This is a genomic window from Gordonia sp. UCD-TK1 (genome assembly GCF_001691435.1).
Taxonomy (GTDB): Bacteria; Actinomycetota; Actinomycetes; order Mycobacteriales; family Mycobacteriaceae; genus Gordonia; species Gordonia hongkongensis.
In genome coordinates, this window is sequence record NZ_LZMP01000001.1 from 127994 (window position 1) to 140997 (window position 13004).

The window sequence follows — 13004 nt, forward strand, 5'->3', positions numbered from 1 at the left end:
CCGGACTTCACCTCGCGCGATCAGCCGGCGGTGGCGGGCGCGAGCCGGCCGGTCTCGGCCGGGACCTCGTTCCGGTCGGTCAGCTGCAGCGTCTTGTTCGTCCAGTCCCACACCTGGCGGTACAGGTCGCGGTTGTCGTTGAGCTTCTGACCGAAGGACGGGATGATCGCCGTCAGCTTCGACGACCAGCCCGCGTACTCCTTCGGGAAGCACTGTTCGAGCACCGAGATCATCGCCGGCACGGCGGTCGAGGCGCCGGGGGACGCACCGAGGAGCCCGGCGATGGTGCCGTCGCCGGCCGCGACGACCGCGGTGCCGAACTCCAGCTGACCACCCATCCCGGTCTTGCGGATGACCTGCACGCGCTGTCCGGCGGTGATGAGCTCCCAGTCGGCGCCGAGCGCGCGGGGGACGAATTCCGACAGCGTCTTCACCCGGTCGGCCGGCCCGGCGGCGAGCTCGCTGATGAGGTACTTGAGCAGCCCGAACTCCTTGGGAGCGATCGACACCATGGGGAGCAGGTTGCCCGGCTTGATCGAGGCGGGCAGGTCGGTGATCTTGCCGCTCTTGAGGAACTTCGGCGACCATCCGGCGTACGGGCCGAACAGCAGGCCCGGCTTGTGGTTGATGACGCGGGTGTCGAGGTGCGGCACCGACATCGGCGGGGCACCGACGGCGGCCTGCCCGTAGACCTTCGCGTGATGCTCGGCGACGAGATCGGGGTTGGTGCAGCGGAAGAACTCACCGGACACCGGGAACCCGCCGAACCCCTTGGCTTCTTTGATGCCCGACTTCTGCAGCAGGTGCAGCGCACCGCCGCCGGCGCCGACGAACACGAACTTCGCATGCACGGACAGCTTCTGCCCGGTCCGGCCGTTACGGACCTTCACGATCCAGCTGCCGTCGGACTGCTTGGACAGATTGGTGACCGAATGGCCGAAGTAGATGTCGGCGCCCTGGGCGACATGATTGAGGAGCTGCTGGGTGAGCGCGCCGAAATCGACGTCGGTGCCCTGGTCGAACCAGTTCAGCGCGACCGGATCGGCGAAGTCGCGTCCCTCCGACATCAGCGGCAGTCGTGCGGTGAACTCGGCCGGGTCGTCGATGAACTCCATGCCCTCGAACAGGGTCTGGGTCGCGAGATTGTCGTAGCGCTTGCGGAGGTACTTCTGGCCTTCGGCGCCGTGGGTGAAGGCGACGTGCGGGATGGGGTTGATGAACTCCGACGGGTCACCGAGGATGCCGTTGTCGACGGCGTGGGCCCAGAACTGGCGCGACACCTGGAACTGCTCGTTGATGGTGAGCGCCTTGTCGATGTTGACGTCGCCGTCGGCGGTCTTCGGCGTGTAGTTCAGCTCGCAGAGTGCCGAGTGTCCGGTGCCGGCGTTGTTCCACGGGTCGCTGCTCTCGGCGGCGGCGGCGTCGAGCTGCTCGAACAGGCTGATCGACCAGTCGGGCTGAAGCTGTCGGAGCAGCGCTCCGAGCGTCGCACTCATGATYCCCGCACCCACCAACGCGACGTCGGTCGTGATCACCGTTTTCGACACCTGGACTCCACTTCACCTGGAGGGACACTGTGACCGGTGTTCGTCGCGGCACGTCGTCCCGGATGGCAACTTGTCGACCGGGCACTTCTCACCCGGTCCTTCTCAACCGTCATTGTCCAGCATGGCACGTCCAGCACGAGAATCGACCTTCGCAACTGTGTGCTGCACGACATCCGGGCAGTCCTGACCTGTCACTATGCTGGTCGCCGTGAGCGCATCCGCAGCCGCCGACTGGCAGCCCGACCGATTTCTCGAGGACTACCGGCAACGCGTCCTCCCCCTGGGCCCCGATCCCGACGGTGAATCGCCGATCACCGCGACCCTGGTGCGACGCGCCGAGTCGTCACCCGCGCGCGGCGCCGTGCTCTACGTCCACGGGTTCACCGACTACTTCTTCCACGAGCCGCTCGCCGACTTCTTCGTCGACCGCGGGTACGCGTTCTATGCCGTCGACCTGCGAAAATGCGGGCGATCGCGGCAATCGCACCACACGCCGCACTTCACCACCGACCTCGCGATGTACGACGAAGAGCTCAACGCGTCGCTGCGGATCATCCTCGACGAGCTGGGACCCGACTGCCGGGTCGTGGTGGCCGGGCATTCGACGGGCGGCCTCATCACAGCACTCTGGCTCGACCGGTTGCGGCAGCGCGCACCGGCGCTGCACGCGGCGGTCGACGGACTCCTGCTCAACTCACCCTGGTTCGATCTGCAAGGTGACGCCGTACTGCGCACCCTTCCGGTCACGCTGCTCATCAAGGCGGTTGCCGCCGTCGCGCCGACCAGGGTGATACCGAAGGAACTCTCGCAGGCCTACGGCGAGAGCCTGCACGACAGCGCGCACGGCGAATGGAACTACGACCTGGCGGCGAAACCGCTGGGCGGATTCCCGGTCACCTTCGGTTTCCTCGACGCGGTGCGCAGTGGTCAGCGTCGCCTGCACCGCGGCATCGACGTCGGGGTTCCCGCACTCGTGTTACGTTCGGACAAAACGCATTTCGCCAGGACCTACTCGGCGTCCACCGATCATGCCGATGCCGTCCTCGACGTCACCCACATCGCCCGCTGGAGCGGGTGCCTCGGCGGCCGCGTGACCGCGGTACCCATCCCCGACGCCCGGCACGACGTCTTCCTCTCCGTCGCGCACGCCCGCGAGCACGCCTATCGCGAGGTCGACCACTGGCTGTCCGCCGTCCTCTCAACCGAAAGCGAGAATCCCCTATGACCGCCACGCAGGTCGTCGACCTGGCCATCATCGGCTCCGGCAGCGGCAACGCCATTCCCGATGACCGCTTCGCGGACAAGACCCTCGCGATCTTCGAGGAGGGCGTCTACGGCGGCACCTGCCTCAACGTGGGGTGCATCCCGACCAAGATGTTCGTCTACGCCTCCGAGGTGGCCGAGATCGCCACGCACGGTGCGCGCCTGGGCGTGCACTCGAAGGTGGACTCGGTCGACTGGCCCGGCATCGTCGAGCGCGTGTTCGGCCGCATCGACCCGCTGTCGCAGGGCGGCAAGGAGTACCGGGTCGACCGGTGCGAGAACATCACCGTGTACGACTCCCATGTCGAATTCGACGGCCGCGACGACGACGGCCGGTACCGGTTGGTCACGCGAGACGGCGACACGGTCCTCGCCGACGAGGTCGTGCTCGCCGCCGGATCGCGCGCGGTCATCCCCCAGATCGTCGCCGACTCGGGGGTCACCTACTACACCAACAACGACGTCATGCGTCTTCCCGAGCTGCCCGAACGCCTGATCATCGTCGGGAGCGGTTACATCGCAGCGGAATTCGCACACGTCTTCGGCGCGCTGGGCTCACATGTGTCGATCATCGCGCGCGGCCCGGCTCTGCTCCGGAAGCAGGATGCCGACATCTCCAACCGCTTCACAAAGGTGGCCCGGGAGAAGTGGGACGTGCGGCTGGAGACCACGATCACCGAGGCGGAGGACCTGCCCGACGGCGGTGTGCGGGTCGGGCTCTCCGACGGCGCGACACTCGAGGCCGACGTCCTGCTGATCGCGACCGGCCGGCAGCCGAACGGCGACCGGCTCAACCTCGACTCCGTCGGCATCGAGCTCGATGACGAAGGTCGCGTGCGCTGTGATCAGCACGGTCGCACCGCTGCCCGCGGAGTGTGGACGCTGGGCGACGTCAGCTCGCCGTACCAGCTCAAACACGTCGCCAACCACGAACAGCGGGTGGTGCAGGCCAATCTCCTGAAAGGCTGGGACGCAACCGATCTGGACGCCTTCGACCACCGGTACGTCCCGGCGGCGGTGTTCACCCACCCGCAGATCGCCGCGGTGGGCCTCACCGAGGACGAGGCTCGCGAGGCCGGCCACGACTTCGCCGTCAAGGTCCAGGCCTATGGCGATGTCGCCTACGGCTGGGCGATGGAGGACACCACCGGATTCTGCAAGCTGATCGCCGAACGCGGCACCGGCCGGCTGCTGGGCGCACACCTCATCGGCCCGCAGGCACCGACGGTCATCCAGCCGGTCATCCAGGCGATGCACTTCGGCCAGACCGCACACGAACTTGCCCGCGACCAGTACTGGATCCACCCGGCGATGCCCGAGGTCCTGGAGAACGCGATCCTCGGCCTGGACATCTGACGGCCAGGCCCTCCGCGCGACCTCAGAAAATCGTTGAGCGCAGGGCGATCTCGCTGGCGAGGGCCGGGGCCGCGCGCTGCGGGATCCAGTGGTCCACGCCCGCGAGTTCGCAGTAGCGGAAGTCGCCGTAGACGTATCGGCCGCTGCCCTGCGCCTGTTCGCGACCCAGGGCGGTGTCGGCGTCGCTCCACAGCAGCGTGGTCGGGATCTCGACCGGCGGGCACGCCATCGTCGCCTTGATGTCGCCGGTGAAGTTCGCGCGGTACCAGTTCAGCGCCGCGGTCAGGGCGCCCGGTTCCCGCAGCGGGGCGAGTTCGTCCTCGGAGATCCCCACCGCCCGCAGCTCGGCGGCGTCGTCGGCGAGCAGCCTCTCCTCGGCCCCGTCGGCCACGAAATCGAGGATGTACGAAGAACGTTCACGCTGGTCGCTACCGACGAGAGCGTCGCGCATGGCCGACGGATGCCCGGTGCTGGCGACGACGAGACCGGTGAACCGGTCGGGGTACTTCCCGGCGAGATGCCACGCGACGATGCCGCCCCAGTCGTGCCCGACGAGGATCGCGTAGCCGATGCCGAGGGCGTCGAGAACCCCGATCACATCGGACACGAGGTGGGTGAGCCGGTAGTCGTCCACCCCGGGCGGCCGCGCGCCGGGGCTGTACCCGCGCTGATCGATGACCAGTGTCCGCAGCCCCGACTCGTGCAGGCGCGGCAGGACGTCGTCGTAGCAGCTCCCGTTCACCGGGAACCCGTGCAGCAGCAGAACCCACGGACCGGTCTCCGGTCCCCCGATCCGGACGTCGAAGGTGAGGCCGCCCACGGTCACCTGACGTCGGTCGTCGATCATGGGGCGGTCTTCAGTCATGGCGCCCACGATAACCCGTCTCCACGACCCCGGCGTCTACAAGTCCTCGAGGTGGTGACGGATGACCTTGGGGTGGCGTGGCGGTCCTTGTCGGATCAGCCGCATGATGGCGTCGAGGTCGAGGTGTTCGGTGACGAGGTCGGCCATTTGGTCGACCTGCCGGCGGCGTACCTCGTCGACGTCGGTGTCGGACGCCACGCGGAACCCACGGACCCCGGCCTCGGCCGCGACGTCGGTGAGGAGACGACGCCGGAAGTCGTTGCACGCCAGCAGTCCATGCCAGTGGGTACCCCGGACCGCCCCCCGCACCGCGCCCTCCGGACCGTGCCGGTCGTCGACGATCCACGTGTCCTCGGCCGAGCGGGTCACCCGGCCGTGATGGATCTCGTAGCCGCTGATCGCGACGCCGGACGAGTCGCCGCCGGTCCCGGTCACCTGCCGCACGGTTTTCTCGGCGTGGAACTCGATGTCGAGGTCGAACAACCCCAGCCCGGGCACCCGCCCGCGACCGGACTCCACCCGGTCGTCGAGGGTGCGGCCCAGCATCTGGAATCCGCCGCACACGGCGACGATCGGACGTCCGCGGGCGGCACGTTCGGTGAGCGCCTCCCCGAGACCGCGCGCCCGCAGCCACTCGAGGTCGGTCACGGTGGCGCGGGTGCCGGGCAGCACGACGAGGTCGGCGGCCGCCACCCCGGCCGGGTCGTCGACCCAGGTGACGTCGACACCGGGTTCGCAGGCCAGCGCCTCGACATCGGTCGAATTGGAGATCCGGGGCAGGCGGATGGCGGCGACCCGCAATCGGGGTCCTCCGGTCGCGGAGGATTCGGTGAACGAGCGCGGCGGCCCGACCCGCCGCCCGACCGGCGCCGCGAGCGAGTCCTCGGCGTCGAGCCACAGGTCGTCGGCGAAGGGCACCACCCCCAGTGTCGGCCGTCCCGTGATCGCCTCGACCTGCCGCAGTCCCGGCTCGAGGATCGACGGGTCACCACGGAACTTGTTGACCACGAACCCCGCGATCAGCCGCTGATCGGCGTCATCGAGGACCGCGGTGGTACCGAACAGATGGGCCAGCGACCCGCCGCGGTCGATGTCGGTGACCAGCACCACCGGGAGGTCCGCCGCCTGTGCGAGACCGAGATTCGCGATGTCGTTGGCGCGCAGGTTGATCTCGGCGACCGAACCCGCACCTTCGCAGAGGACCACGTCGAAGTCGCGTCGGAGACCGGCCAACTCGTCGGCGACGACGGCACGCAGCCGCGCCCGCCAGTGCAGGTAGTCGGCGGCCCCGACGTCTCCGGCGGGCCGACCGCGGAGGATCACGTGCGAGCGGCGGTCACTGCCCGGTTTCAGCAGCACCGGGTTGAACCTGGTGGAGGGTTCGAGGCCACAGGCGAACGCCTGCAACGCCTGGGCACGACCGATCTCGCCGCCGTCGAGGGTGACCACCGAGTTGTTGGACATGTTCTGCGCCTTGAACGGTGCGACCCGCACACCGGTGCGCCGCAGCGCACGGCACAGCCCGGCGACGATGAGGCTCTTCCCGGCATCGCTGCTGGTACCGCCCACGAGCAATGCGCCACCGAGTCCGTCCACCCGGAACAGACTAGAGGCCGGACCCGAGGCCGCGACCACGGTGGCGTCGTTCACAAGTCCCACCGTTCACCTCGCGGTCGTGCGGGTCTGGATACAGTGACCCGGACGAACAGGTCGACAGCCGGTCGTTCAGAGTCGAGGGGGTCATCGGACGTGGAGGTCGTGAAGCCCGGGTCCGTGTTCGCCGGATATCGCGTCCTCTCGATGCTCGGGCGCGGCGGCATGGGACAGGTCTGGCTCGTCGAACACCCCACCCTGGGCCGCCGCGAGGCCCTCAAGATCATCTCGCCGAACCCCGCCGATCCCAGTTTCGCCGAGCGGTTCCGCAACGAGGCCCGCACCGCCGCGGCCCTCGATCACCCCGGCATCGTCACGGTCTACACCCACGGCGTGGAGAACGGCAGCCCGTGGTTCTCGATGTCCTACCTCGAAGGCGAGGACCTCGCCGCCGCGTCGGCCCTGCCGGTCGACGACGTGGTGACGGTCGTCGGCAAGGTCGCCGACGCGCTCGACTATGCCCATACCCGGCGCGTCATCCACCGCGACATCAAACCCGCGAACATCGTGGTCGCCCGCGGCCCCGACGGCCGGATCACCCGGGTCACCGTGCTCGACTTCGGCATCGCCCGCCTGATGGACGGCGCGAAGATGACCGCGACCAACCTGTTCGTCGGCACCCTCGCCTACGCCGCACCCGAGATCCTCACCGGCGAACCGGCGATCCCGGCGTCGGACCAGTACGCGCTCGCGTGCACGACGTTCCAGCTGCTCACCGGATCGCAGCCCTACCCCGGGCAGACCCCGATGGCCCTGATCGCCGGCCACGTCAACACGCCCGCACCGCGGATCTCCGAGCGCCGCCCCGACCTTGTCCACGTCGATGCCGTGTTCGCGCGCGCCCTCGCCAAGAACCCCGCCGACCGGTTCGCGTCCTGCTCCGAGTTTGCCGCGGCGCTCGCCCGGGCGGTCGAGATCGCGTCGACGGCGCCCTCCGTCGTCGCGGCGCAGGCACCCGGCCGTCCGTTCTCCCCACCGCCGCCCACCCAGCAGGCGCCGGTGCACCCGGTGGCCCACCGTGCCCAGCCACCTGGCGGTCACCCACCGTTCCCGGCGTACGGTCCCGGCGGACCGCCGCCGGGTCCACCACCCGGATATGTGACCGGGCCCGGCGGACCCCACGGACCCGGCCCGGGGTCACGGGGAACGGGCTCACGCACCGCGTGGATCGTCGCCGCGGTGCTCGGTGTCGTCGTCCTCGTCGTCGGTGTCGTCGGGGCCGCGATCGCCCTCAGCGGATCGGGGTCGGGTCCAGGGACGGCGCCGGTCGCCGGGTCATCGACGACGGCGCCGAGCAGTTCCGGCGGATCCTCCACCGGCAGCGATGAGTTCGAGTCCATCGCTTCCAGCGGCGACAGCACGTGTGCGGTGCGCGAGGCCGAGCTGTACTGCTGGGGCGACAACGAACGGGGCACGCTGGGCGACGGTACGACCACCGACCGCCCGCGCCCGGTCCCGGTCACCGGCATCTCCGACGTCTCGGCGGTCAGCATGGGCGGCCTCGGCACGACCTGCGCGATCAGTTACGGAGACCTCTACTGCTGGGGTTACGGGATCGGACCGCCCGGGCAGAACGTGCCGCTGCCGACGAAGGTGTCCGGCCTGTCCCGGGTGTCGGCGGTGTCGGTCGGGCTGACGATCTGCGCGATCAGCGACGGCGACGCCTACTGCTGGCGCAACAACGCGAGCGGCCAGGTCGGCAACGGCAGTACCGGGTCGGTGGACGTGCCCACCCGCGTCGCCGGTCTCTCGGACGTGACCGCCGTGTCCACGTCGCACACCACGAGTTGCGCCATCGCCGGCGGTTCGGCGTACTGCTGGGGCAACAACCGGGAAGGCCAGATCGGCGACGGCACCACACTCGACCGCCTCACCCCGACCCGGGTCCTCGGACTCGACTCGCCCACGTCGATCAGCACGAGCCTGTACTCGACGTGTGCGGTCGCCGGCTCCGGCGGCGTGTTCTGCTGGGGCCAGAACACCAGCGGCCAACTCGGCGACGGTACCGAGCAGAACCGGCGGACCCCGACCCGCATCGACGTCCGCGGGGCCACCGAGGTGTCCACGGCGGCCTATGGCGGATGCGCCGCCGCGGGCAGCTCCGCCTACTGCTGGGGTTCGCGCAGCGATCAGCCGGACAAGAGCCCCGACCGCGTCAACGGACTGTCGGGGGTCACCGAAGTCACCACCGGTTCGGCGAACGTGTGCGCGGTCGCGGACGACGAGATGTACTGCTGGGGCCTCAACGGCCAGGGTCAGCTCGGCAACGGGACGACCACGACGAGCAGCGAACCGCAACCCGTCCGCTTCCCCGCCTGAACGTCTCGGCTGTCGGCCGAACCTCAGTTGTCGGGCCCGATGTCAGTTGTCCGGCACAGTGAGGATCTCGGCGCCGTCGTCGGTGACGACGAGGGTGTGCTCGAACTGCGCGGTCCACCGGCGGTCGGCGGTCACCACGGTCCAGCCGTCGTCCCACATCTCCCACGGCAGTGCGCCGAGATTGATCATCGGCTCGATGGTGAAGACCATCCCGGGTTCGAGGACCGTGTCGACGTTCGGCTCGTCGTAATGCAGCACGATCAGTCCGTTGTGAAAGGTCTCACCGATGCCGTGGCCGGTGAAATCGCGCACGACCGTATAGCCGAACCTGTTCGCGTAGGACTCGATGACCCGACCGATGACATTCAGCTCGCGACCCGGCTTCACGGCCTTGATGGCCCGCTCGGTCGCGATCCGCGTCCGCTCGACGAGATCGGCGGCCTCCTGGTCCACGTCGCCGGCGAGGAAGGTCGCGTTGGTGTCGCCGTGCACGCCGTGGATGTAGGCGGTGACGTCGATGTTGACGATGTCCCCGTCCTCGATCACCGTCGAATCCGGGATGCCGTGGCAGATCACCTCGTTCAGCGAGGTGCAGCACGACTTCGGAAAGTCCTTGTAGCCCAGGGTCGACGGGTAGGCACCGTGGTCGATCATGTACTCGTGCGCGATCGCGTCGAGTTCGTCGGTGGTCACGCCCGGGGCGACGGCCTTGCCCGCCTCGGCGAGTGCGTTGGCCGCGATCTTGCTCGCGATGCGCATCTTCTCGATCGTCTCGGCGGTCTGCACCCAGGGCTCATGGCCCTCGTTCACCGTCGGCTTCCACACGTATTCGGGACGTTCGATGGAGTCGGGCACGGACCGGATGGGCGACACGATCCCCGGCGTGAGGGCACTGCGAACTGGCATGCGACCAGACTATCCCGGCCCGTCGCGGCGAGGCCCGTGGGCGGACACCGCGGCGAACGTCACTAAGCTCGCCGGGAGGAGCCGATGGGAGGGCATCGGAGTCGACGATGGAGGTGTGCGGTGCGGACGAGGGGGTTACCGGCGGCGCTGGTGATGGTGCTGACCGTGCTGAGCCTGTCGGCGTGCTTCGTCACCCCGATCGAGCAGGAGCGGCACTCGCCGGGCGCGCATCTGCGCGACGGCCCGCAGACTGCGACGCTCGCGGAGTCCGACGTCACCCCCGTCGTCGAGAACCCCGCACCCCGGCTGCCCGCCACCGTCGACTCGCTCCGGTACGGGGACGTGACCGTCGCCGATGCCGACCGGATCATCGCCGTGGACATCAACGGAACCCTCGGCAACATCGTGTACGCCCTCGGACTCGGGTCCCACGTGGTGGGGCGCGACACGTCCACCGCCTTCCCGTCGGCGAGATCGCTGCCGGTGGTGACCAACCGCGGACACAGCCTCAGCGCCGAATCCGTTCTCGCCCTTGACCCGAGCGTCCTGCTCGTCAGCGAGTCCACTGTGCCCACCGCCGCCGTCGACCAGATCCGCGACTCCGGCGTCGCGGTCGTCGTGTTCCCGGCCGCCCGCAATCTGGAGTCGAACGACACCCTGATCCGCTCGGTCGCAGCCGCACTTGGTGTCGCCGATGCCGGCGAGAAGCTCGTCGCCCGGACCGACGCCCAGATCGAGGAGGCGCGCGCGCTGGTCCCGGATCCGTCCGGAGATCCCACCATGGCGTTCCTCTACATCCGCGGACGCAACCTGCTGCTGCTGGCCGGGCCCGGATCGGGTGCCGACGACCTCATCGAGGCGCTCGGCGGCCGGGATGCCGGCGCGGCAGCCGATCTCACCGGCGCGTTCACCGCGATCAGCGCCGAGGCCATGATCACGGCCGACCCGGACGTGATCCTCGTGATGACCCAGGGTGCGGCCACCGTCGGCGGACCCGAGGGAGTGCTGACCCTGCCGGGTGTGGCCGACACCGAGGCCGGCCGCAACGGACGGGTCGTGCAGATGGACGAGAGTCAGATCCTGGCGTTCGGCCCCGAGGTCGGACTGGTGCTGGGTGCGCTGGCGAGGTCGATCTACGCATGACCGACCCAGCGCGGACCACGACGGACCCGGCGACCGAGCCGACTACCCCGTCGGCCGTCGTCGCTCCCCCGGCCGGCACGTCGCATCGGGTCCGTGACCTCACGGTGGTGGCGGTGATGCTGGTCGCCTTGGTCGTGCTCGTCATCGTGTCCGCGGGCACCGGAAAGGTGTCGGTGCCGCCGCTCGAGGTGCTCGGCAGCCTCGCCCACCATTTCCACCTCGATCTCGGACCGCTCCCCTCCCACCCGAACGGCGAAGGCGCGCTGTGGAATGTGCGCTTCCCGCGCATCGTGCTCGGACTGTTCGTCGGAGCCGCGCTCGGCGCCGCGGGTTGCCTCCTGCAGGGAGTGCTGGCGAACCCGCTGGCCGAACCGGGGATCATCGGCGTCTCCTCCGGCGCCGCGGTCGGCGCCTGTCTGATGATCGTGCTCGCCGGCGGGACCGCCGGAGCCGGTGGCGCGGCGGGCAATTGGGCTCTCGCCGGGGCCGCCTTCGTGTTCGGCCTCATCACCGCGGCGGCGGTGTACGTGTTGTCCCTTCGCGACGGGTCGTCGTCGGCGATCATGCTGGTGCTCACCGGTATCGCGGTCAACGCGTTCGCGGCCGGGATCATCGCGTTCCTCACCTTCGTGGCCACCACCGCCGCCCGCGAGCAGATCATCTTCTGGCAGCTCGGCTCGCTCGCCGGACGCACCTGGAGCGAGATCTGGGTCGTCGCACCGCTCGTCGTCGTGGGTGTCGCGGCCTGCCTGTTCCTGGTCTCGAAGCTCGATCTGCTCGCGCTGGGCGACATCCAGGCCGCCTCCCTCGGCGTGAACGTGGAGGCCGTCCGCCGGCAGGCGATCGTGCTCACCGCGGTGCTGACCGCCGCGGCGGTCGCCTTCGCCGGGATCATCGCCTTCGTCGGCCTCATCGTGCCGCACGTGATGCGCCTCATCGTCGGACCGCGCCACGCGATCCTGTTACCCACCAGCGTGATCGGTGGAGCGCTGGTCATCACCGGTGCCGACCTCGCCGCCCGGACGATGCTCGGTGACGCCGACCTCCCGCTCGGCATGTTCACGTCCCTGATCGGTGGCCCGGTCTTCTTCATCCTGTTGCGTCGCAGCCGTCACGCGGGTGCCGGATGGTGACCGAAACCGCCGTGACGACGACCCCGGGCATCCACGCACGAGACGTCTCGGTCGTGCTCGGCGGACGCGAGGTGGTGAGCGAGGTGACCCTCGACGTCTCCCGTGGTGAACTCGTCGCCCTCGTCGGTCCCAACGGATGTGGCAAGTCCACGCTGCTGTCGGCGCTGTCCGGTACCCGCACACCGCAGCGCGGCCACATCGAGGTCGACGGCCGGGACGTCGCGACGACCTCGATGCGCGAACTCGCCCGCCACCGCTCGCTGGTGACCCAGCAGAACCGGGTGGACACCCCCTTCACCGTGTCCCAGGTCGTCGCGATGGGCCGCTACCCGTGGCTGCGGACACCGCGCGCGGCGAACTCCCCCGCCGTGATCGCCGACGCGATGGCACTGTGCGAGCTCGGCGACATCGCCGACCGCCCGTTCGGACAACTCTCCGGCGGCCAGCAGGCACGCGTCTCCCTGGGTCGTGCCCTCGCCCAGGACACCCCCGTCATGATGCTCGACGAGCCGACCGCGGCACTCGACATCCACCATCAGGAGCAGGTTCTCGACATCCTGCGCGTCCACCGCGATGCCGGGAACGCCGTGCTGCTGGTGGTGCACGACCTCACCCTCGCCGCCGCCTACGCCGACCGGGTGGCCGTGATGAAGGACGGCCGGCTGCTCGCGATCGGGCCGACGTCGGAGGTGATGACGGTCGACCTGCTCAGCCACACCTACGACCACCCCGTCGAGGTGATCGAGCATGCCGGGCGACGGGTGATTCTCCCCGTCCGGACACCCGGTAGCGCCTAGAAGATGGTGCGCACTGGTGAGG

Annotated in this window: 10 protein-coding genes; 6 read left to right on the top strand and 4 right to left on the bottom strand. The window is 69.4% G+C overall.

All coding sequences use genetic code 11. The features are described 5' to 3' along the window. Positions 1 to 20 precede the first annotated feature (20 nt). On the bottom strand, positions 21 to 1547 hold the full coding sequence (gene mqo, locus A9310_RS00595; RefSeq protein ID WP_065628965.1) for a malate dehydrogenase (quinone): 1527 nt from the start codon (positions 1545 to 1547) through the stop codon (positions 21 to 23). A gap of 196 nt (positions 1548 to 1743) precedes the next feature. Here mqo and A9310_RS00600 point away from each other — a divergent pair, with 196 nt between their 5' ends. Together A9310_RS00600 and mtr are read left to right on the top strand one after the other, a co-directional pair. Next, the gene (locus A9310_RS00600; RefSeq protein ID WP_065628966.1) at positions 1744 to 2772 is read left to right on the top strand and encodes an alpha/beta hydrolase; all 1029 of its coding nucleotides are present in this window, start codon (positions 1744 to 1746) and stop codon (positions 2770 to 2772) included. Beyond that, positions 2769 to 4166, top strand: coding sequence for a mycothione reductase (gene mtr, locus A9310_RS00605; RefSeq protein ID WP_065628967.1), 1398 nt, complete (start codon positions 2769 to 2771; stop codon positions 4164 to 4166). Before A9310_RS00600 ends, mtr begins: the two co-directional genes overlap by 4 nt. A gap of 22 nt (positions 4167 to 4188) precedes the next feature. Here mtr and A9310_RS00610 read toward each other — a convergent pair whose 3' ends face one another. Continuing rightward, positions 4189 to 5013, bottom strand: coding sequence for an alpha/beta fold hydrolase (locus A9310_RS00610; RefSeq protein WP_058250113.1), 825 nt, complete (start codon positions 5011 to 5013; stop codon positions 4189 to 4191). Positions 5014 to 5067: 54 nt separating this feature from the next. Then, on the bottom strand, positions 5068 to 6627 hold the full coding sequence (locus tag A9310_RS00615; RefSeq protein WP_065629079.1) for a cobyric acid synthase: 1560 nt from the start codon (positions 6625 to 6627) through the stop codon (positions 5068 to 5070). 162 nt (positions 6628 to 6789) lie between these two features. On the opposite strand from A9310_RS00615, the gene A9310_RS00620 reads away from it, so the two are divergent. Then, positions 6790 to 9003, top strand: coding sequence for a protein kinase (locus tag A9310_RS00620; protein ID WP_254661141.1), 2214 nt, complete (start codon positions 6790 to 6792; stop codon positions 9001 to 9003). 42 nt (positions 9004 to 9045) lie between these two features. On the opposite strand, the gene map is transcribed toward A9310_RS00620, so the two are convergent. Next, positions 9046 to 9909 (bottom strand): type I methionyl aminopeptidase, encoded by an 864-nt coding sequence (gene map, locus A9310_RS00625; protein WP_058250111.1) that lies wholly within the window; start codon positions 9907 to 9909, stop codon positions 9046 to 9048. A gap of 120 nt (positions 9910 to 10029) precedes the next feature. Between map and A9310_RS00630 the strand changes: the two genes are divergently transcribed. Genes A9310_RS00630 through A9310_RS00640 form a run of 3 tightly spaced genes read left to right on the top strand, consistent with a single transcriptional unit; the run spans position 10030 to position 12982 of the window. Next, a complete protein-coding gene (locus A9310_RS00630) occupies positions 10030 to 11052 on the top strand; it encodes a hemin ABC transporter substrate-binding protein (RefSeq protein ID WP_065628969.1) in 1023 nt (340 codons plus the stop codon). Beyond that, positions 11049 to 12185 (top strand): iron ABC transporter permease, encoded by a 1137-nt coding sequence (locus A9310_RS00635; protein WP_058250109.1) that lies wholly within the window; start codon positions 11049 to 11051, stop codon positions 12183 to 12185. Before A9310_RS00630 ends, A9310_RS00635 begins: the two co-directional genes overlap by 4 nt. After that, entirely contained in the window at positions 12179 to 12982 is an 804-nt protein-coding gene (locus A9310_RS00640) for a heme ABC transporter ATP-binding protein (protein ID WP_065628970.1), read from the top strand. The genes A9310_RS00635 and A9310_RS00640 overlap by 7 nt, the downstream gene beginning before the upstream one ends. The last annotated feature ends 22 nt before the right edge of the window (positions 12983 to 13004 follow it).

Coding starts and splice junctions, on each gene's coding strand:
- A9310_RS00600 (WP_065628966.1), top strand. CDS start 1,744: ATGCTGGTCGCCGTGAGCGCATCCGCAGCCGCCGACTGGCAGCCCGAC.
- mtr (WP_065628967.1), top strand. CDS start 2,769: ATGACCGCCACGCAGGTCGTCGACCTGGCCATCATCGGCTCCGGCAGC.
- A9310_RS00610 (WP_058250113.1), bottom strand. CDS start 5,013: ATGATCGACGACCGACGTCAGGTGACCGTGGGCGGCCTCACCTTCGAC.
- map (WP_058250111.1), bottom strand. CDS start 9,909: ATGCCAGTTCGCAGTGCCCTCACGCCGGGGATCGTGTCGCCCATCCGG.
- A9310_RS00635 (WP_058250109.1), top strand. CDS start 11,049: ATGACCGACCCAGCGCGGACCACGACGGACCCGGCGACCGAGCCGACT.
- A9310_RS00640 (WP_065628970.1), top strand. CDS start 12,179: ATGGTGACCGAAACCGCCGTGACGACGACCCCGGGCATCCACGCACGA.